This is a genomic window from Brevundimonas sp. 01N35 (assembly GCF_056399785.1).
The window spans coordinates 116,147-136,133 of record NZ_JBFTRZ010000005.1 but is presented as its reverse complement, the minus strand read 5'-3'; the positions used below and the strand labels follow the sequence as shown (position 1 = coordinate 136,133).

Here is a 19,987-nt window from a genome sequence, read left to right as displayed (position 1 = left end):
TCCGCTCCTCATATAGAGAGCCGTGAGCACCGTCCAATCCACAGAATCAGTCCGCGACCTGTCGCTTGCCATTTCGGCCCGCGCGCCGGAAGGCATCGTCTTGGCCGAAAGCGCGGCCAAGCGTCTGGCCAAGCTGGCCGCGACCGAGGGCAAGCCGGTCATGCTGCGCGTCGCCGTCGACGGCGGCGGCTGCTCGGGCTTCCAGTATCGTCTGGAACTGGTCGACGCCGCACAGGCCGATGATCTGATCATCCGCCGCGACGGTCAGGCGGCGGTGATCGACCCCGTCTCGATCCCCTTCCTCAAGGGGTCCGAGATCGCCTTTGTCGACGAACTGGCCGGCGCGCAGTTCGTGGTGCGCAACCCCAACGCCTCCTCCAGTTGCGGCTGCGGCGTCAGCTTTTCGATCTAGGTCCTTCCAGCGTTTCTTTTTCCGTCATCCCCGGGTTTGTCCCGGGGATCCAGAGACTCGACCTCGATAGGGGCCACGGCGCATTCCACCCTGACAGGCCGCGTATCTGGATTCTCGGCACAAGGCCGAGAATGACGAGTGAAATCAAGGAACAACTGGGCTCGTCCCCCCTGTCGGTTAACGACCCCGCTTGGCGCGGGACGACCGGGCGCCCATGTTTTGATCATGCGCCGCCTGATCCTCATGACCGTGCTGCTGGCCGCCCTGCCTCTGGCGGCGAACGCCCAGATTTGGCCCGGCTGGCCGGGTCCGCCGCCGCCCGGATATGATCCCGGCTCGGCCATCGCCGACCAGCATCGGATCGAGATGGAGCGTCTGCGCAATCAGGCCGCCGAGCGCGAGGCCTTGGCCCAGCAGCAGCGCTTGCAGGCCCAGCTGACGATCCTGCAGCTTCAGGCCGCGCGCCAAGCGACGCCGCCCCTGACCCCGCCCATCGCCTATGTCCCCTCGCCCGAAGAAGAACGGCTGGCGCGCGAGGCTCAGGACGCGCGCCGCGATCAGATGGTGCGCGGCGTCACCGAGATCGACGCCTGGCTGGATCGACGCCCGAACTGATCTCCGTCACGATGGCATCTCTTCGCGCTCCCCGACGTTTCGGCCTAGTTTCGGGCATCGGTTCAGGGCGGAGACGACATCATGCGTTGGCAGGGCGGACGGCGCGGCGGCGGCATCGAGGACCGGCGCGGCATGGGCGGGGGGGCCGTGGCGGGCGGCGGCATCGGCGTTCTGGTGCTGGCGGCCATCGGCTATTTCGTCTTCGGCATCGATCCCAACACCACCCAGCAGGTCGCCAGCCAGTTCGGCGGCGCCAGCCAGACCGAGCAGGCCGGCAAGCTCGGTTCGCCCGAGGATCAGGCGGGTCAGTTCGTCGAGGTCATCGGCTCCAACATCAACGACGTGTGGAAGACCAAGCTGCGCGGCTACACCCCGCCGACCACGGTCCTCTACGAACAGGGCACCCAGACCGGCTGCGGCATGGGCCAGTCGGCCATGGGCCCCTTCTACTGCCCCACCGATCAGAAGGTCTATCTGGACCTCGGCTTCTGGCGCGAGATGGAGACCAAGCTGGGGGCCTCGGGCGCCGACTTCGCCAAGGCCTACGTCATCGCCCACGAATTCGGCCACCACGTGCAAAACCTGACCGGCGCCAGCCGGCAAGTGCAGCGCGCCCAGCAGCAGGCCAGCAGCCGCGCTGAGGGCAACAAGTATTCGGTCGCGCTGGAGCTTCAGGCCGACTGCTACGCCGGCGTCTGGGCCAAGAACGCCGCCGCCGTGTCCAACGGTCAGGTGGCGCTGGAGCCCGGCGATCTGGAAGAAGGCATGAAGACCGCCCAGGCCATCGGCGATGATGCGCTGCAACGTCGCGGCGGCGGCCGCGTCTCGCCCGAAAGCTTCACCCACGGCTCTTCGGCCCAGCGGGTCGAGTGGCTGCAACGCGGCTATCAGACCGGCGACCCGGCGGCCTGCGACACCTTCAAGGGGCTTTGACGTCTACCCACCGTCAGGTCCATCTGGGACGAGACGTGCAGACGCCCGCGCCCGAGGTCGAGCACCGCTTCGCGATCCGCGAAGGCGGCCACGCCCAGCAGGGCGTCGGGCGCATGGGGCAAAGGTCCGTCGCTGAAGACCGGCGTCGGCACGAACCGCCACAGGTCGTCGCCGAAGGTGACGGTTTTCGCCTCGATCACCCGCGCCGGAGCCACCCCGCCCAGGACGATGCTGGAGCCCGCCGTCTCGGGCCGGCCGTCCAGCAGGCCCGCCGCCTCGGCTGCGCCCTGGCTCAGGGCGATCAGAGATGAAAACCCGGTGTCGACCACGGCGCGGATCACCGCCCCCTCGACCGTCACCTCGGCCGTCAGGGCCGTTCCCGTCCGCCTGACCGGAACGGGACGCAGGGCGGGCGGTACGATATGAGCCGCCGGATCGGCCAGGCGGACGCGTCTGCGCTTCATATCCAGATCCAGCACCGCCTCGCTCAGAACGTCCTGACCCAGGACCAACGGCGCGCCCAGCCCCGCCTCCGCCGCCAGCGGCCCCAGGTCGAGGATGGCGGTGCGCAGGGCGCCGATCCGCATCGCCCCGACCGTCACGTCCAGCGTCACCCCGCGCCCGACCTGCGGTTGGCCCCCGACGCCATAGGCCACCAGCGGCATGTCGAAGAAGGTCGTCAGGCCCAGGGCCTCCACCAGCCCTCGGTCGATCACCGAATACTGGGCGCCGCTGTCGATCAGGGCTGTCACCTCGCGCCCGGCGATCCGCGCCCGCACGGTCGGCGTGGCGGCGTCATTCACCACGAACGGCAGCCAGCCGCTGGTCCCGCCCTCAGGGAATCCCAGCTTGGGCCGACGCCAGATCACATGGTCCTTGAGCCACAGGCCGCCGCCGACAGCGGCCGCGGCGGCGCCCGCGCGGATCAGAAAGGAACGGCGTCTCATCGCCCCTGACATGGACCGGACCGCGACGTTGCGCCAGCCCCGGCGCCGCTTCTTGCATCCCGCCGTCATCTTGTTGCGCAAAACCCCAAAATCGCCTTCGCAGACGCAAAATAATCATGACGAAGCGCCGCCCTACGGCTAGAAACGACCCGTCATGACCTCCTCCCCCGACCGCTACCTTTCGACGCGCGGCGACGCCGCCCCGACCAGTTTCGCCGACGCCCTGCTGCGCGGCATCGCCCCCGACGGCGGCCTCTACATGCCGCAGGCCTGGCCCACCCTGCCCGCCGACGCGGCGCGGCCCGGACGGACCTATGCCGAGATGGCGAGGGAGGCGATTTCCCCCTTCATCGGCGACGCCCTTCCTGCAGGCGCGCTCGACCGCGCACTGGACCGCCTGATCCAGGGCTTCGACCATCCCGCGGTGACGCCCCTGGTCGAGCTGGAGCCCGGCCTGTTCGTGCTGGAGCTGTTCCACGGCCCGACCGCCGCCTTCAAGGATCTGGCGATGCAGCTGGTCGCCGCCCTGTCGGACGAGGCCCTGGCCGCGACGGGCCAGAAGCTGACCCTGCTGACCGCCACCAGCGGCGACACCGGCGCCGCCGCCGTGCGCGCCTTCGCCGGCGCCGAACGCATCAATCTGGTGGTGCTGCACCCGCTGGACCGCGTCTCGCCGGTGCAACGCAAGCAGATGACGACGGTGCAGGCGGACAACGTCCTGAACCTGGCCGTGCGCGGCGACTTCGACGACTGCCAGCGTCTGGTGAAGGGTCTGCTGGCCGAGGAATCCTTGCGCGAAGGCCGCCGCCTGTCGTCGGTCAATTCGATCAACTGGGGCCGACTGGCGGGACAGATCCCCTACTATATCTCGGCCACGGCCCAGCTGGGTCAGGCGGCGACCTTCGTCGTCCCGACCGGCAATTTCGGCGACGCCTTCGCCGGCATCGCCGCAAAGAAGATGGGCCTGCCGGTCAACGGCTTCGTCGCCGCCGTCAATCAGAACGACGCCCTGGCCCGCGCCATCAACGAGGGCGTCTACGCCCGCCGCCCCGCCGTCGAGAGCGGCAGCGTGTCGATGGACGTCCAGGCGCCGTCGAACTTCGAACGTCTAGTCTATGAGGCCTCGGGCCGCGACGCCCAGGCAACGCGCGCGGTGTTCGAGACCTTCGCCCGCGACGGTTCCGTCACCCTGTCGCCGGACCTGCTGGCCGCACTGAAAGCCGAGGTCTCCGCCGTCTCCATCGACGAGGCCACGACCCAGGCCGAGATCGCCCACGCCCACGCCGCCTGGGGCCGCGTCGTCTGCCCGCACACGGCCGTGGCCCTGGCCGCCGCGCGCCAGCTGGACCGCGCTGACGGCCCCGTCGTCGCCCTGTCCACCGCCCACCCGTCCAAGTTCGGCGCCTTCGTCTCGAACGTGCTGGGCTTCGAACCCGAACCCGCTCCCGTCATCCGCGCCCTGGGCGACCGGCCCGAACGTCTGACCGTGATCGACAACACGGCCGAGGCGGCGCTGGCGGCGGTGAAAGGGTTCGCGGGCTAGGTCGGGAGCTTATATTTTGTTCGTCATTCTCGGCCTTGCGCCGAGAATCCAGAAACACGACAGTTGAAATCCGAGCTCGGCGTTTCCTTCGTCTTCCCTCGAGTCTCTGGATCCCCAGCACAGGGCCAGGGATGACGGCAAGAAAGCGGGCCGAATGTGAGCCCCAACCTGCGCCGTCACCCCACCCATCGGGGGTGGCGGGGGCGGCCCTCCGCGCATTCCAGCCCAGCGCGATCCCATCCGCCCAGATCGGCGGCGGCCTCATAGGTGCTCTCAAGGAAGGCGCTCAGCACGGCGTCGGGATCGGCTGCGGTCCTGACGGCCTCATAGGGCAGCAGAAACTCGCCCAGCCCCGCGTCCCAGCGCGCCGCAGCCGGTTGGACCGCCGCCGCGTCGAATCCCGGCGGCGCGGGATAGGCGTAGGCGTAGAAGCACGGCCCCCGCCCCGGATCGCCGGGCCAGAAGCCCGCGCTGGACACCTCGTGCGAATAGGCTTCGCGCGTGACGGCGTCGGGCAGGTGCGGCACCCCGCCCGGATGCAGCGGCGCCCGCCGTCCCGAGAACCGCGTCACGGCTAGGTCGAACGCGCCCCAGAACAGATGCACCGGGCTGCACTTGCCCAGGAACCGGGTGCGAAAACCGTTCAACACGCGATCGACCTGCACCAGGGCGCGCCAGTAGTCCCGAGCCACCGCCGCGTCATAGAGGCGATGTCGCCGGTCCTCGGGAAAGGGCGTCGCCTCCGCCATCTCGTCCGGCGTCTGATCAATGCGGCACGCTACGCCCAGCAATGCCAGCGCGCCCATGACCTCCGCATAGAAGTCCGCCACCGCCCCGGGCTTGAGCGCGATCCGGCGCTCGCCCCCGTCGCTGACGCGGATGACCAGTTCACTGGCAATGAAGTCGAACTCCATCTCGAAACCGACCGCGCCATGGGGAATGAGGCCCGTCGTCAGCCCCCGCGCCGACACCCGCAGCGTCACGTGCCAGCCGTGGTTGAGCCAGGGCGTCTGCGACAGCCTGACCTTGCCGACGACCTGCGCCCACAACTGCAGCGTCTCCATCGTCGGCCACAGCGACGCGGCCGACAGGTCTGGCCATGTCTGCGCGTTGTCATGCGACGTCATCAGGAGTCCTCGCCGGTTCCCTTCCCTGAAGTCTGACGCGAGAAGATCGTTGCATGGATCCGCGCCGACTTGGGCGACCGGCGGATGGATCACACCTCAGCGAAACATAACACAACATTGTTATTTAAAATTGCGCACGGGTCGATGCCTACTTCCGGTCGCCAGCTTGGCTATTAGGGAGGATTCCATGTCTTTGAAGGTGATGGGCATCGCTTTGGCGGGCCTGACGATGTCTACGATGGTCGGCGCTGCCGCGCCGATGCCCATGGTGCAGCAGTATGTCCCAGGGGAGGGAATCTACTGCATGGGCCGCGACGGATGCTATCCGATCGCCTACCAGCGGGATGTCTATTCCGACGCCGCGTTGACCAATCTGATCGCCAGCGCATCAGATGGCTGCACTCAATCAGGAGATTGGGTCTGGATTACGACACCCCAGTTACCCACCGGCTATGAGGTCAAGACGCCGATGTGGGTTTGCTCGCCCATGGGCCCCTACCTGCCGCACGACTGGTAACAAGCCCGTACATTAAATGGAACAGGGCGGCCCCGAGGCCGCCTTGTTTTGCATTTTCCAGACTAAACCGCCTCCACCGCCCGCCAGTAGTCCAACCGCCGGAAGAAGGGCGCCGGGTCCTTGGGGGTGACCAGGTTGGCGGGGTCGTGGAAGATGCGGTCGTGCAGGCGGGTCAGGGTGAAGCGCACCGCCGCCGCAGCCCCCAATCCCGGAAGGGCCTCGGCCTCGGCGGGCGTCAGGGGACGCACGGATTCATAGCCCTTCTGGAAGGCGCGCAGGGCCGAGTGCATCGGCCGCCCCTCGGCGTCGAAGCCCCAGGCGCTCAGCGCGATGGCCAGGTCGTAGGCCAGCACGTCGTTGCAGGCGAAATAGAAGTCGATGACCCCGCCGATGTCGCTCTTGCCATGTTCGTTCACAGCGAACAGGACGTTGTCGGGGAAGTAGTCGGCGTGGATCGGCCCGCGCGGCAGGGCGGGATCGCTCCACGGCTCGGCCAGACGCGGCAGCAGGGCCTTGATCTGATCCAGCATCTGGCGATCCGCCCCACGCGCCACGCCGTCGCAGCGCGCGGCCAGCGCCGCCCAGGCCTCGGGCCCGACCGGGTTCTGGCGTTCAGCCGCATAGTCGGCGGCGTCGAGGTGCAGCAGGGCCAGGACCTGACCCGCGCGATACTGTTCCTTGTCCGACGGCTGGCGTTTCCAGGCGCCGGGCGCCCAGTTGAGGATGGCGGCGGCCCGACCGTTCAGACGGCCGATGATCTCGCCCTGATGGTCCGCCACCGGCGACGGCGTGGGAAAGCCCCGCGCCGCCAGATGCCGGGTCAGGCCGAGGCAGAAGGGCAGAGAAGCCGCGTCGGTGCGCCCCTCGAACAGGGTCAGGACATAGGCCCCTTGAGTCGTCTCCAGCTTGTAGTTGGTGTTCTCGACCCCCTCGGCGATCGGCGTCAGCGCGACCAGATCGCCCAGGGGGTAACGCATGAGATAGTCGGCGGCCTGATCCGGCGTGACGGGCGTAAAGACAGCCATATCTAGATCAGCTCCGCCGCCGCGCGACGGGCGCGCACCACGTCGGCCACGTCGGCCAGCACGCTCTCCGTCGTGGCCCAGCGCCCCGCGCCGCGCCCCTTGCACGTCCAGACGCGACCATCCTGACCATAGACTTTCAAGGCGTTGCGCTCTCCGTTCAGCGACTGGAAAAGCGCGTCTTTCAGATCGCCGTCAAGCCGGACCGAGGCCTCCAGACAGCCGTCGCGATCATGGCAGGCGCCGATCTGACGCACAGGCTGGTCGCCCAGCGGCGTTTCCGCCGACAGCTCGTCGCGCGGCAGGTCGGCGGGGGCGCGGCCAAAGGCCTCGAAGGACAGCAGCTTGACCTTGGCGGCGGCGTCGTGGCCTTCCAGGTCCGAGGACGGGTCTTCTTCCGCAAAGCCCGCCGCGCGGGCGTCGGCCAGGGCATCGGCGAAAGCCGCGCCCTCCCCCAGGCGCTGCAGCATGAAGTTGACCGTGCCGTTCAGCACCGCCTCGAACCCGGCGACGGGACCGGCGGCGCGGGCGGCGCGCAGGGTCTCGATCATCGGCGCGCCGCCGCCGACCGAGGCCGACCAGGCGACGCGAGCGCCGTTGGCCGCAGCCAGGGCCTGCAAGCCTGCCGGGTCGCGGGCCACGGCCTGCTTGTTGGCGCTGACCACGTCGCAACCGGCTTCCAGCGCGCGACGGATCAGGGCGTGACCGGCCTCGCCTTCCGACAGGGCCTCCAGCAGCAGATCAGGCTTCTTGGCCAGCAGAGCCTCGACGTCATTGGTGAACAGGTCGGCGGGCGCGGACACGTCGCGCGCCTTGCCCGGATTGCGCACCAGAACCCCGACCACCTCATAGCGTTTGTCAGGCAGCAGACGGTTCAGCAGCCCGCCGCCGACCACGCCGCAACCCGCCAGGGCCACGCGCAGCGGCGCGTTCGGCTGGACCGGGCCCGGAGGCGCCCCGCGCTCTCCGACCACCGTGCCCTCGGCGCGGCCCAGGGCGGCGACCTCGATCTCGACCCCGCGCCGCTCGCCCAAATCGATGGCGTCATGCTGAACCAGAGCCCCGCCCAGACGGCGCGCTGTCTCCCAACTGGCGCGGCGATAGCGCAGCGGCGTGCCCGTCTCTGAGGCCGGATCGCGGTCGTAGAGGCCATCCACGTCCTTCACCAGACGTACCCGGTCCAGGCCCAGCTCGGCGGCCAGAACCACCGCCGTCAGGTCCGACCCGCCCCTGCCCAGCAGGGCCACCCGACCGTTCGCCCGCACGCCGCCGAAGCCGGGCACCACCACCACCTCGTGCTCGGCCAGCGCCTCATGCAGCCGCGCGCCCTTCAGGCTGACGGGACGGGCGTGCTGCGTCGGGCCCTCGACGACGATGCCCAGTTCCCGCACCGACAGACCCACCGCGTCAAGCCCCACCCGGTCGCAGGCGATGGCGACCAGGGCCGCCGCCTTCTCCTCGCCCAGCACGACATAGGCGGGCAGAAGCTCGTTCTCGTGGTCCAGGCCCAGCGACCGGGCGTCGGCCAGCAGCCGGTCCGTGTGGCCGGACAGGGCCGAGACCACCGCCACCACCTTACGTCCGGCGCGTACGTGGCCGTAGATTTCCGAGGCCACGGCGGGCGCCTCGGCGGCGTTGCGCAGGACCGAGGAGCCGAATTTCAGCACCACGACTTCGGCGGCGGACGCCGCCTGCGGTTTCTGTTCATCGGCGACGAGGGCGAGGGCGGAAGCGGGCATCGGGGCGGTCCTGAGGGCTGGGTCGGGGGGATTTCGGGGAGACGACGGTGAGGTTCGGGCCATAAAAAAACCCGCCCGGGGGTCCGGGCGGGGTGATCGGTTTTTTGCGTTTCTCGCCTAGGCGGCGCGCATCATCCGGTCCCCGCCCGCAAGGGCATGGTGGTGGTGGTACCGGTGGTCGTAATCACGGACGCGACGAGGCCCGTCGCCGAAGCGGCGAGGCGGGTGGTCTGCGAGAGGGCGAGGCGGTCAAGCACAGGCGGCGTCCGGTTGAAAATCGTTCCTCAGGGTGATCCACCACCCCGCACCGCGTCAACCCCGATAAGAACATTTTTTGCTCCATACGGCTGCAAATGCGGTATTTCGCCAACCTTATGCCGATGAAGAACGAAATGAGGTGAATTTTTCCGCTTGACCGGCGCCCTTCGCAACCGCAACGTAAGGTCACTCATCAAGACCGGCTGAGGGATTAGGCCCTTTGACGCCGGGGCAACCATCGGGTTCCGCCCGAAACGGTGCCAACTCCTGCGGGGTTCTCGAGACTTGTCTTGGGGGCTGCGAGAGATGAGTGGAGCATCGACGAGGCGACGCTCCACGATCTGTCACTGCATGGGTTCCTCGGTGGGCCGTTTTGCTGAGTGACGAGATCCATGACCCTGGCCCTGATCGACCCCATCGCCCCCGCCGAAGAGCCCGCTTGTCGGTCCGACTCTGCACGTCGCCCCTCCGAGCTGCTTCAGCGCGACGGGGCCCATGACGTCTTCGTCCCCATCCCCGACGGCTTCCCCCTGGATTTCGGCGGGACGCTGACCCAGAAACAGGTCGTCGGGCGCCTGCACGGCAAGGCCAACGCCCCCTTGATCGTCGTGGCGGGCGGCATCTCCGCCGACCGCTATGTCCACCGCACCGAGACCAAGGGCCTGGGTTGGTGGTCCGGCGCCGTGGGCGTCCGCGCCCCCATCGACCTGAACCGTTTCCGCGTCCTGGCCTTTGATTTCGCGCCCGATTTCGGCCCTGACGCCAAGGACGCCAAGCCGCCGCTGACCATCACCACCCAGGATCAGGCGCGGCTGCTGGCCCTGCTGCTGGATCACCTCGGCGTGGACAAGGTCGCGGCCTTCATCGGCTGCTCCTACGGCGGCATGATCGCCCTGGCCTTCGGCGAGCTCTTCCCCGACTGGGCCGAGCAGCTGGTGGTGGTGTCGGCCGCCCACCGCCCTCACCCGCTGGCGACGGCCTGGCGCGGGATCCAGCGCCGCATCCTGCAGCTGGGCCTCGACACCGGCCGCGTGGATCAGGCCGTCGGCCTGGCCCGCGAACTGGCCATGACCACCTATCGCACGCCCGACGAGTTCGGCGAGCGCTTCGACTCTGAGGCCCCCAGCCACGCGGGTCAGGCCTACCCCGTCTGCGACTACCTGCAATCTCGCGGCCGGGCCTATCGCGACCGCACCACCCCCTCGCGCTGGCTGACCCTGTCGGACTCCCTCGACCGCCACCGGGTCGAACCGGAGGCGATCAGCGCCCCCGTCACCCTGGTCGGCTTCACCAGCGACCGCCTCTGCCCCATCGACGACATGAGGGAGCTGGCCGCGCGCCTGCCCAACCTCTGGCGCTTCGTGGAATCTCCCTCCCTCTACGGCCACGACGCCTTCCTCAAGGAAGACGTTCTGGTCGCTGACATCCTGACTTCCGTACTCAAGGACATCGACCAATGAGCCGCGCCCGCCCCGCCGATCCCCGCACCATCGCCGCCCGCTCGGGCGTGGATACGGACACGGCCCACGGCGCGGTCATGCCGCCGCTGTACCTGTCGTCCAACTATTCCTTCGCCGGCTTCGACCAGAAACGGAAATACGACTACTCGCGCTCGGGCAACCCGACCCGCGACGTCCTGGCCGAGGCCCTGGCCGAGCTGGAAGGCGGCGCCGGCTGCGTCGTCACCGCCACCGGCATGGCCGCCGTCGATCTGCCGCTGAGCCTGCTCAACCCCGGCGAACTGCTGATCGCGCCGCACGACTGCTACGGCGGCACCCACCGCCTGCTGACCGCCCGGGCGAAGAAGGGCCATTTCCGCGTCGCCTTCATCGATCAGAACGACGGCGAAGCCCTGGACGCGGCCCTGGCCGACGGCGCCAAACTGGTTCTGATCGAGACCCCGTCCAACCCGCTGCTGCGCGTGGTGGACGTGGCCGACGTCTGTCGTCGCGCCCACGCCGTTGGGGCCAAGGTGGTCTGCGACAACACCTTCCTGTCGCCGGCTCTGCAACGTCCGCTGGAACTGGGCGCCGACATCGTCGTCCACTCGACCACCAAATATATCAACGGCCACTCCGACGTGGTCGGCGGCGCCGTGATCGCGGCTGATCCGGCCGATTTCGAGCAGTTGGCCTGGTGGGCCAACTGTCTGGGCGTCACCGGCTCGCCGTTCGACGCCTATCTGACCCTGCGCGGCATCCGCACCCTGTTCACCCGCATCGAGCGCCAGCAGACCACCGCCGGTCTGGTCGCGGCCGTGCTGGAACAGCACCCGGCGGTCAAGGCCGTCCACTATCCCGGCCTGAAGTCCCACCCCGGCCACGCCCTGGCCACGCGCCAGCAGTCGGGACCGGGCGCCATGCTCAGCTTCGAGCTGAACGGCGGCACGGACGCCGTGCGCGACCTTATCGAGGGCCTGGACATCTTCACCCTGGCCGAGTCGCTGGGCGGCGTCGAAAGCCTGATCGCCCACCCGGCCACCATGACCCACGCCGCCATGACGCCCGAAGCGCGTGTCGTCGCCGGCATCACCGACGGCCTGATCCGCCTGTCGGTCGGGCTTGAGCACCAGGACGACATCCTGGCCGACCTGACCCAGGCGCTGGACGCCCTGGTGCTGCGCGCCGCAGCCTGACGCTTAGGCGCTTTCCTCCCTGTCGCGCAGCGATGGGGAGGTGGCGCGGCGCCGAAGGCGACGTGACGGAGGGGGCGACTCCACGGCTGACGTTTGCATCGCCCCCTCCACCACTTCGTGGTCCCCCTCCCATAAAATGGGGAGGAAAGTGGACCTTAACCCACCGCGCGCGCCAACCGCTGCTGCTGACCACGCGCGTCCATCGCGGCGTCGTCCAGCGAAAACTCCCCCATCATCCGGTCCAGTTCGCGGGCGTCCTGGGCCAGGGAATGGCTGGCGGCGGTCGATTCCTCGACCATGGCGGCGTTCTGCTGGGTGACCTGATCCATCTGGGCCACGGCGATATTGACCTGTTGCAGGCCGCTGGACTGTTCCTGCGAAGAGGCGACGATCTCGCCGGCGATGGCCGTCACCCGTTCGATCTGGCCGCCGATCCGCTTCAACGCCTCGCCGGTGTCGCTGACCAGTTGCACGCCTTCGCCCACCTGGCGGCTGGACGCCGAAATCAGGGTCTTGATCGCCTTGGCGGCCGCGGCCGAACGCTGGGCCAGGGCCCGCACTTCCGAGGCCACGACGGCGAAGCCACGCCCGGCGTCGCCCGCGCGCGCCGCCTCGACCCCGGCGTTCAGGGCCAGCAAGTTGGTCTGGAAGGCGATCTCGTCGATCACGCCGATGATGTTGCCGATCTCGTTCGAGGAGCGTTCGATCTCGCCCATGGCGGCGATGGCGCGGCCGACCACGGCCTGGCCCTTGACCGCCTCCTCGTGAGCTCCGTCCACGACGCCGCCCGCCTCGACGGCGCCCTCGGCCGAGCGGGCGACGGTGGCGGTGATCTGCTCCAGAGCGGCGGCGGTTTCCTCCAGCGAGGCGGCCTGCTGCTCGGTGCGGCGCGACAGGTCGTCCGACGCCTGGCTGATCTCATGGGCGCTGGCGCCGATGGCGCTGGAACGGTCGACGATGCCGCGCATCGTGTCCTGCAGCCTGGCCATCGCCCCGTTGAAGTCGGCGCGCAGCTGTTCGTATTGAGGCGCAAAGCTCGTGTTCAGACGGAAGGCCAGTTCGCCGCTCGACAGGCGATCCAGACCGGCGGCGAGACCGTCGACGACCTGGGCCTGCTGGCGGGCCGCTTCTGCCTCACGCTCGGCCTGGGACACGCGGGCCTGTTCGGCGGCGGCGCGCTGGACCTCGGCCTCGGCTTCCAGCCGCACCTTCTCCTCGGCGTTCTGCTTGAAGGTCAGGACGGCGTCCGCCATATGGCCGATCTCGTCGCGACGGCCGACCGCCGGGATGTCGATGTTCAGGTCGCCCGAAGCCAGCCGGCTCATGGCGCGGGTCATCGCCTCGACCGGACGGCTCAGGGCGCCGATCAGCCAGGCCACCGCCCCCAGCGCGATGACCAGCGCCAGCGCGCCGCCGATCGCGAAGCTCCAGTAGGCCTCTTCGAAAGCGAGGGTCTTGGCCTTTTGCCGCTGGGCGGCCAATACGGCTTCCTTCTCCTGGATGGCCGATATGGCGGCGCGAACGTCGAACAGGCGCACCGCCTGCTTGAGGCCGGACAGAGCCTGGGCATGGGTCGCCGGGTCTCGCGCCAGGGCGATCTCGCGATCCGCGTCCTCACGGAAGGCCTTGCCCGCCGCATTCAGCTTGTCCTGCTCGGCGCGATAGGCGGCCGTCGCGTCGAGCGAGGCCAGATCCGCCAAACGCGCCGTGAACTTGCCCGACGCCTCCTCGTAATGGCCCAGGAATTCCTGATCGCGCGTGGCGACGTAGCCGCGCACGGCGTTCTGTTGCTCGACCGCTGCAGCCAGGAGCAGATCGGAACCCTTGAAAATGGCGTTCGAAGCGGCGTCGGCGGCGTCGGCGCGTTGCAGCGCCGCCACGCTCCACAACACCACCAGAGTGGCCATCCCGCAGGCGCCGATCACGGCGGCGAAGGACAGGAGGAGCTTCTTGGGAACCGACAGATGCTGCAGCATTTTTTACGCTCGGAGGAACTAAGCCCTCCTCCTGCGCCGCACAGTTCGCCAAAGCCTTATCGTCCGACAGCGGAACTCTACTTAGAAACGCTCAGAGCGCCTTCAGCACCACCGACAGGGCGGTCAGCAACAGGTAAGCGGCGAAGGCCTTTCTCAGCACCTTGCGGTTCAGGCGGTGCGCCAGCCGCGCGCCATAGGGGGCGGTCAGCGCCGTCAGCAGCCCCATGATCACCGCCGCCGGCACGTTGACGTAACCCAGCGACAGCGGCGGACGGCCCGGCGCGTCCCATCCGAAGGCGGCGAAACCCAGGGCCGCCGTCGCCCCGATAGCCAGACCGAAGCCCGAGGCCGTCGCCACCGCCTGATGGATCGGTCGTCCGCACAGGGTCATGGTCATACCGCCGAAACTGCCGCCGCCGACGCCCATCATGGCCGACAGCAGGCCGATGCCCGTGCCGATCCCGCGCCGTCCCCAGCCCGTCGGCAGGTCCTTGCGCAGGGTGATGCGCTCGGGCAGCAGCCCCATCTGCATGGCGATCAGCAACAGGCAGACGCCATAGACGATGGCCAACCCCTCCATCGAGGTGAAGCCCGCGATCGCCGCCCCGACCAGACCGCCGAACGCCACCCACGGCGTCCAGGTCTTCAACACCACCTCATCCACCGCCCCGTGCGCCCGGTGCGTCGCCAGCGACCGCAGCGAGGTGGCGACAATGGTCAGCAGCGAGGTGCCGATGGCGACGTGCAGATTGCTCTCGCCGCCGACGCCCAGCACCGCGAAGGCATAGAAGAGCGCGGGCACCAGCACCGTCCCGCCGCCGACCCCGAACAGGCCGCCGATCACCCCCGCTAGCGCGCCCGCCGCGATCAGGGCGGCGAACATCATGGCGAGGTCGGACAGGGGCAGAGCGCTCATGGCTTGGGCATAGCGGTGCAACCCGCCAGCGTCATCCCGGAAAGGGCGTCAACCCGCCCCGCCCCCCTTTCGTCATGCTCCGGCAAAACGCAGCGGCGCCGACCGGGGAACCCAGCGGCGCCTGGAGGGCGAAACCGTCACCCGCCACGCTTTCAGTAGAGATCGCCTGCGGCGCCGCTGGGTCGTCCGGTCAAGCCGGAGGATGACGAAAGAATGCGGTGGCGCTTAAGGATCAGGCGGCTTCTTCCGACGCCGCTTCACCCAACCGGCTATGCCGCGCCTCGGCTTCGCGCACGGCCTCGACCGCGCGGTCCACGACCTCCAGCCCGGCCCCGGCCTTGACGCCCTCGACCGTCAGGATGCGGCGGAAGGCGCGCGCCCCAGCCCGGCCGTGCATCAGGCCCAGCATATGCCGCGCCATGCCGGCCAGATGCGCGCCCTCGGCCAGCCGCCCGGCCATGTAGGGCTTGTAGCGTTCGATGGCGGCGAAGGGATCGACGTCCTCGACATCCATCCCGAACAGCCGCCGGTCCACCTGTCCCAGCAGCGCCGGCTCATGATAGGCGGCGCGGCCCAGCATGACCCCGTCCAACTGCACGCCGTCAGCATCATCGAGGTGCGCCTCGGCCTGATCCAGATCGCCGATGCCGCCGTTGATGCAGATGGTCAGATGCGGCCGCTCGCGCTTCAGACGCCGCACCAGAGCGTAGTCCAGCGGCGGCACGTCGCGGTTTTCCTTGGGCGACAGGCCCTTCAGCCAGGCCTTGCGCGCATGGACGACGAAGTGGGTGATGCCGACCGCCGCCGAGGCGTCGACCGTGGCGAACAGGCTGACCTCGGGATCCTGATCATCGACGCCGATGCGGCATTTGACGGTGGCGGGGACGCTGACCGCGTCCTTGATCGCCGCCATGCAGTCGGCCACCAGTTCCGGCTCGCGCATCAGACAGGCGCCGAACTTGCCCGACTGCACCCGGTCCGAGGGGCAGCCGACGTTCAGGTTGATCTCGTCATAGCCATAGGCCTCGCCGATCCGCGCCGCCTCGGCCAGTTGCGCCGGGTCCGACCCGCCCAGTTGCAGCGCCACCGGATGCTCGACGGCGTCGAAGCCCAGCAGCCGCTCGCGGTCGCCGTGGATCACCGCCGGAGCCGTCACCATCTCGGTATAGAGCAGCGCCCGGCTGCTCAGGGCGCGGTGAAACGCCCGGCAGTTGCGGTCGGTCCAGTCCATCATCGGGGCGACGGACAGTCTGTGCGGCGGATGTGGCGTCATGACCTCAAGGGCGCGGCGGTTCGGGCGATGGCCGCGTCCTATAGAGACAATGGGCCGGAATGGCGACTGGCCCGCCCGTGCCCCCAACGGCCGTCATCCCAAGGGAGGTCGCAGAAGCCCTCCCCCCGGCGTCATCCTCGGCCTTGTGCCGAGGATCCAGACACGAAGAGGCATGCAGGTCATGTCGAAAGACCGTCCCGCGTCGAGTCTCTGGATCCTCGGCACAAGGCCGAGGATGACGGGTAGGGTAGGAGCTGACCATCCCATCATGCCTGCGATTGTCAGTCGCGCGCGACCTGGAAGCCGGCGAAGGACTGGCTGACCGGCATCAGCTCCAGGCTGTTGATGTTCAGGTGGGGCGGCAGGGTCGCGACCCAGAACAGGGTCTCGGCGATGTCCTCGCCGGTCATCGGCTGAGCGCCGCCATAGAGGGCGTCGGACGCGCCCTGGTCGCCGCCGGTGCGGACCAGGGTGAACTCGGTCTCGGTCATGCCGGGTTCGATCGAGGTGACCCGAACTCCCGTGCCGTGCAGGTCCGCGCGCAGGCCCAGCGAGAACTGGCGCACGAAGGCCTTGGTCCCGCCGTAGGCGTTGCCGCCCTTGTAGGGATAGGTCGCCGCCACCGAACTGATGTTCAGGATGGCGCCCTTGCGTTGGATCAGGCGCGGCAACAGGCGCCGCGTGATGGTCACCAGGCCGGTGATGTTGGTGTCGATCATCTGACGCCACTGGTCCAGGTCCGCGTCCTGGGCCGCGGCCGTGCCCAGCGCCAGGCCGGCGTTGTTCAGCAGCACGTCGATCTCGCGGAAGCCTTCGGGCAGGGCGTCCAGCGCCGCGTCGATGGCGGCCTCGTCGCGCATGTCGAAGGCGGCGGCGTGAACCTTGTCCGCGCCCAGTTCGGCGACCAGGGCGTCGAGACGTTCCTGACGACGGCCGGTGGCGACGACCTTCCAGCCGGCGCCGACGAAGCGGCGCGCCGCCGCCTGACCGATGCCCGCCGTGGCCCCGGTGATCAGAATCGTGCCGCTCATGTCCGCTCCGCTTTCAGGAATTTCGACGCAGGCTTAATCCCTGACCAGACCGCCGTCGACCACCAGATTCTGACCCGTCACCGCCCGGCTCCACGGCGAGGCGAAGAACAGGATGGCGTCGGCGAACTCCTGTGGCGTGGTGACCGAGCGCAACGGCGTCATCCCGGCGATCAGGTCGAACACCGCATCCGGCGTCGCCGCGCTGGCGTCCGTGGTCCGCAGCAGCCCGCCCGAGACCATGTTGACCGTGATCCCCGACGGGCCCAGGTCGCCCGCCGCCGTCCGCGTCAGGCTGAGCAAGGCGGCCTTGGCGGCGGTGTAGTCGTGATAGGGCACGACCGGATTCTGGAACAGGTTGGTGCCGATGTTGACCACCCGGCCGAAGCTCTGCGCCGTCATGCCGGGCGCCGTCGCCTGGATGACGTTCAGCGCCCCGTGGATCACGGTCGAGAACTGGCTCGCCATGTCCGCCCAGGCGATGTCCGTCATCTGCGCCCGCGCGTCGCCGTTGAAGCTGTAGTCGAGGGCGTTGTTGACCACGGTGCTGATCGCACCGCCGAAATGCGCCTCGGCCTGGGCCACCATGGCCTCGACCGCCGCCCGGTCGGTCACGTCGGCCTGGACCGCGATGACCCGCTCGCCCAGCTCGGCGGCCAGGGCCTCGGCCTGCGCCCCGCTGGCCCGCCAGTTGACTGCCACCCGCGCGCCCTGCCCGGCGAAGGCCCGCGCTGCCGCCGCGCCCACGCCGCGCGCGCCGCCGGTGATGAGAACGATCTGATCGCGGATTTCCATGGCCTGCCTCACGCTGAAGAACGAAGCCGAGCCATAGGCCGCCCGCCCTCCCCCGTCATCCCGGAAAGGGCGCAGCCCTTATCCGAGACCGCAAGAAGCGCCCCCCTTACCCCCCGCTCATCCCGGCGGACGCCGGGATCCAGTGCTTTGGCTGCAAGCTCATCGCCATGCCCGGCTCGCAGCTAAGATGCGCGCTGCCTAGTCTGGATCCCGACCTCCGCCGGGATGAACGGTCAAGGAGACACGCGGCCCCTTCATCGAACACGGGTTGCATTTAGGACGCTTCCTAATTAGCCTCTTCCCTATGAACACCCTGTTCAAGGCCCTATCCCACCCGGTGCGGCGACGCATCATCGCCATGCTGAGGGCGGGCCCGCTGGCGTCCGGCGACATCGCCGCCGCCTTCGACATGAGTTGGCCGACCATCACCGGCCACCTGAACGCGCTGAAGGAGGCCGGTCTGGTCAGCCCCGAGCGCGACGGCCAGTCGATCCGCTACCGGCTGGAAATCTCGGCGGTCGAGGAGGCCATGGCCTTCCTCCTGGACCTGACCGGCGCCGGCAAGACCCACGAGGAGGAGCAACCATGACCGCAGCCCGAAAACCCGACCTGAGCCTGATCGACATCGCCTCCATCGTGGTGACGGCGGCCATCGCCGGCGCCGCCGCCTGGGTCTTCCTGGCCGGGCCGACCGGCCCCATCCCCCTGCATTTCAACGCCCAGGGCGTCGCCGACCGGTTCGGCGGACGCGGCGAGCTGGCCGCCAGCCTGCTTCTGATCGCGGGCGTCGGCGCCTTGGCCTGCGGCGGCTGCGCCCTCTATGCCCACAAGGCCGAAGATCCGGCGCGACGGCGCGGCCTGATCATGGGTCAGTTGGTGGCGCTGCTGGCGATCGGCGGCGCGTCGGTATTGATGCTGGCCACCTCGCTGGGCGGCACCCTGACCACCGCGCCCGTCAGCTTCCACATGGCGGGGATGGGCCTGCTCTTCCTGCTGATCGGCGCCTTCCTCGGTCGGGTCGGGCCCAATGTCGGCATCGGCGTGCGTACGCCGTGGAGCTATAAGAGCCGCCTCGCCTGGGACCGCTCCAATCGGCTGGCCGGCCGTCTGTTCTGCCTGATCGGCCTGGCGGCCATCCTCCTGTCGCCCTTCGTTCCCCAGCCGCTGGGGATGCAGGGGGTGATCGCCGCCGTCCTGATCGCCGCGCTCTGGTCCGCTTTCGAAAGCTGGCGCGTCTGGCGCACCGATCCCGACCGCCAACCCTTCTGATCTCTACCCAACCCACACGACGGAGACGACCATGCTGACCCTCGCCGCCGCCCTTCTGCTCTCGCCGGTTTCGACGCCCGTCGAACTGGCATCCAGCCCTGCGCCCCTGCACGGAACCTTGCTGAGGCCCGAGGGCCAGACGCGCACCGCCGCCGTCATCCTGCCCGGCTCCGGCCCGACCGACCGCGACGGGAACAGCCCGCAACTCGGCCTTCGGGCCGCCTCCTATCAGTTGCTGGCGGAGGGTCTGGCCGAGCGCGGCGTCGCCACCCTCCGCATCGACAAGCGCGGCCTCGGCGAGAGCGCGGCAGCCGGCCCCGCCGAGGCCGACCTGCGCTTCAACACCTATGCCGACGACGCCCGCGCCTGGGCCGCCGAGGCGGCGGCGAAGACGGGCCGCCCCTGCGTCTGGCTGATCGGCCACAGCGAGGGCGCGCTCGTCGCCCTGGCGGCCGTCGAGAACGGCGACGACAAGGTCTGCGGCCTGGTGCTGCTGTCGGGCGCCGGGCGCCCCGCGGGCGTGGTGCTGCGCGAACAACTGGCGCCCCTGCCCGAGCCGCTGAAAACCCGCGCCTATGACGCCCTCGCCGAATTGGAGGCCAGCCGCACCGTGGCCGATCCGCCCGCCGAACTGGCCGCCCTGTTCCGCCCCTCGGTCCAGCCCTACCTGATTTCGTGGCTGGCGCTGGACCCGGCCAGGCTGGCCGCCGCCTACAACGGTCCCGTCTTCGTCGGCCAGGGAACCACCGACATTCAGGTTTCAGTCGCCGACGCCGAGGCGATCAAGGCGGCCCAGCCCCGCGCCGAGCTCGTCGTCTGGGACGGCGTCAACCATGTGCTGAAAACCGCGCCCGCCGACCGCGCGGCCAATATGGCGACCTATGTGGACCCGGCCCTGCCGCTTGCGCCCGGCGTGGTCGAGGCGGTGGCGGATTTCGTGCTGAAGTAAGCTCTCCCTTCTCCCCTTGAGGGAGAAGGTGGC

The 19,987-nt window shown here is 69.2% G+C and carries 19 protein-coding genes and 1 riboswitch; of the genes, 10 read left to right on the top strand and 9 right to left on the bottom strand.

Annotated elements, in window-relative coordinates:
- Window positions 1–70 precede the first annotated feature (70 nt).
- From erpA to ypfJ, 3 genes are all read left to right on the top strand, one after another.
- Window positions 71–412, top strand: coding sequence for an iron-sulfur cluster insertion protein ErpA (gene erpA, locus AC1DJ5_RS06935; protein WP_477020173.1), 342 nt, complete (start codon window positions 71–73; stop codon window positions 410–412).
- A gap of 225 nt (window positions 413–637) precedes the next feature.
- A complete protein-coding gene (locus AC1DJ5_RS06930) occupies window positions 638–1,027 on the top strand; it encodes a hypothetical protein (protein ID WP_477020108.1) in 390 nt (129 codons plus the stop codon).
- An 81-nt stretch (window positions 1,028–1,108) separates the two neighbouring features.
- Window positions 1,109–1,960 carry a KPN_02809 family neutral zinc metallopeptidase gene (gene ypfJ / locus AC1DJ5_RS06925; protein ID WP_477020107.1) on the top strand — a complete coding sequence of 284 codons (852 nt, stop codon included), beginning with the start codon at window positions 1,109–1,111 and terminating at the stop codon, window positions 1,958–1,960.
- On the opposite strand, the gene AC1DJ5_RS06920 is transcribed toward ypfJ, so the two are convergent.
- Window positions 1,915–2,907 carry an aspartyl protease family protein gene (locus AC1DJ5_RS06920; protein ID WP_477020106.1) on the bottom strand — a complete coding sequence of 331 codons (993 nt, stop codon included), beginning with the start codon at window positions 2,905–2,907 and terminating at the stop codon, window positions 1,915–1,917. The two genes, ypfJ and AC1DJ5_RS06920, sit on opposite strands and share 46 nt — an antisense overlap.
- A 154-nt stretch (window positions 2,908–3,061) precedes the next feature.
- Here AC1DJ5_RS06920 and thrC point away from each other — a divergent pair, with 154 nt between their 5' ends.
- Window positions 3,062–4,450 carry a threonine synthase gene (thrC, locus tag AC1DJ5_RS06915; protein WP_477020105.1) on the top strand — a complete coding sequence of 463 codons (1,389 nt, stop codon included), beginning with the start codon at window positions 3,062–3,064 and terminating at the stop codon, window positions 4,448–4,450.
- Between the two features lie 176 nt (window positions 4,451–4,626).
- Here the strand turns inward: thrC and AC1DJ5_RS06910 are convergent, their stop codons facing one another.
- Complete coding sequence (locus AC1DJ5_RS06910; RefSeq protein WP_477020104.1) at window positions 4,627–5,577, bottom strand: DUF5996 family protein; 951 nt, start codon at window positions 5,575–5,577, stop codon at window positions 4,627–4,629.
- 187 nt (window positions 5,578–5,764) lie between these two features.
- On the opposite strand from AC1DJ5_RS06910, the gene AC1DJ5_RS06905 reads away from it, so the two are divergent.
- Complete coding sequence (locus tag AC1DJ5_RS06905; protein WP_441455311.1) at window positions 5,765–6,094, top strand: hypothetical protein; 330 nt, start codon at window positions 5,765–5,767, stop codon at window positions 6,092–6,094.
- A 62-nt stretch (window positions 6,095–6,156) separates the two neighbouring features.
- Here AC1DJ5_RS06905 and AC1DJ5_RS06900 read toward each other — a convergent pair whose 3' ends face one another.
- Window positions 6,157–7,119 carry a homoserine kinase gene (locus AC1DJ5_RS06900; protein ID WP_477020103.1) on the bottom strand — a complete coding sequence of 321 codons (963 nt, stop codon included), beginning with the start codon at window positions 7,117–7,119 and terminating at the stop codon, window positions 6,157–6,159.
- A gap of 2 nt (window positions 7,120–7,121) precedes the next feature.
- A complete protein-coding gene (locus tag AC1DJ5_RS06895) occupies window positions 7,122–8,855 on the bottom strand; it encodes an amino acid kinase family protein (RefSeq protein WP_477020102.1) in 1,734 nt (577 codons plus the stop codon).
- A gap of 445 nt (window positions 8,856–9,300) precedes the next feature.
- A riboswitch (SAM riboswitch) is annotated at window positions 9,301–9,426 on the top strand.
- A gap of 79 nt (window positions 9,427–9,505) precedes the next feature.
- Here AC1DJ5_RS06895 and metX point away from each other — a divergent pair.
- Together metX and metB are read left to right on the top strand one after the other, a co-directional pair.
- Window positions 9,506–10,573 (top strand): homoserine O-succinyltransferase MetX, encoded by a 1,068-nt coding sequence (gene metX, locus AC1DJ5_RS06890; protein ID WP_477020101.1) that lies wholly within the window; start codon window positions 9,506–9,508, stop codon window positions 10,571–10,573.
- Entirely contained in the window at window positions 10,570–11,748 is a 1,179-nt protein-coding gene (gene metB, locus AC1DJ5_RS06885; RefSeq protein ID WP_477020100.1) for a cystathionine gamma-synthase, read from the top strand. Before metX ends, metB begins: the two co-directional genes overlap by 4 nt.
- Window positions 11,749–11,903: 155 nt before the next feature.
- Here metB and AC1DJ5_RS06880 read toward each other — a convergent pair whose 3' ends face one another.
- The 5 genes from AC1DJ5_RS06880 to AC1DJ5_RS06860 all read right to left on the bottom strand — a co-directional run bounded on the left by AC1DJ5_RS06880 (window position 11,904) and on the right by AC1DJ5_RS06860 (window position 17,736).
- Window positions 11,904–13,724: a methyl-accepting chemotaxis protein gene (locus AC1DJ5_RS06880; protein ID WP_441455305.1), complete on the bottom strand. Its 1,821-nt coding sequence runs from the start codon at window positions 13,722–13,724 to the stop codon at window positions 11,904–11,906.
- 91 nt (window positions 13,725–13,815) lie between these two features.
- Window positions 13,816–14,640 (bottom strand): sulfite exporter TauE/SafE family protein, encoded by an 825-nt coding sequence (locus tag AC1DJ5_RS06875; protein WP_477020099.1) that lies wholly within the window; start codon window positions 14,638–14,640, stop codon window positions 13,816–13,818.
- Window positions 14,641–14,872: 232 nt separating this feature from the next.
- Window positions 14,873–15,913, bottom strand: a complete 1,041-nt coding sequence (dusA, locus tag AC1DJ5_RS06870; protein WP_441455303.1) for a tRNA dihydrouridine(20/20a) synthase DusA — start codon at window positions 15,911–15,913, stop codon at window positions 14,873–14,875.
- A 281-nt stretch (window positions 15,914–16,194) separates the two neighbouring features.
- Window positions 16,195–16,944, bottom strand: coding sequence for an SDR family NAD(P)-dependent oxidoreductase (locus tag AC1DJ5_RS06865; protein WP_477020098.1), 750 nt, complete (start codon window positions 16,942–16,944; stop codon window positions 16,195–16,197).
- Between the two features lie 33 nt (window positions 16,945–16,977).
- Window positions 16,978–17,736, bottom strand: a complete 759-nt coding sequence (locus AC1DJ5_RS06860) for a 3-oxoacyl-ACP reductase (RefSeq protein ID WP_477020097.1) — start codon at window positions 17,734–17,736, stop codon at window positions 16,978–16,980.
- 304 nt (window positions 17,737–18,040) lie between these two features.
- Between AC1DJ5_RS06860 and AC1DJ5_RS06855 the strand changes: the two genes are divergently transcribed.
- From AC1DJ5_RS06855 to AC1DJ5_RS06845, 3 genes are read left to right on the top strand one after another with little or no spacing between them, the layout of a single operon-like run.
- Complete coding sequence (locus tag AC1DJ5_RS06855) at window positions 18,041–18,325, top strand: metalloregulator ArsR/SmtB family transcription factor (protein ID WP_441456394.1); 285 nt, start codon at window positions 18,041–18,043, stop codon at window positions 18,323–18,325.
- Window positions 18,322–19,005, top strand: a complete 684-nt coding sequence (locus tag AC1DJ5_RS06850; protein ID WP_477020096.1) for an SdpI family protein — start codon at window positions 18,322–18,324, stop codon at window positions 19,003–19,005. The genes AC1DJ5_RS06855 and AC1DJ5_RS06850 overlap by 4 nt, the downstream gene beginning before the upstream one ends.
- A 31-nt stretch (window positions 19,006–19,036) precedes the next feature.
- Complete coding sequence (locus AC1DJ5_RS06845) at window positions 19,037–19,954, top strand: alpha/beta hydrolase (protein ID WP_441456396.1); 918 nt, start codon at window positions 19,037–19,039, stop codon at window positions 19,952–19,954.
- Window positions 19,955–19,987 lie beyond the last annotated feature (33 nt).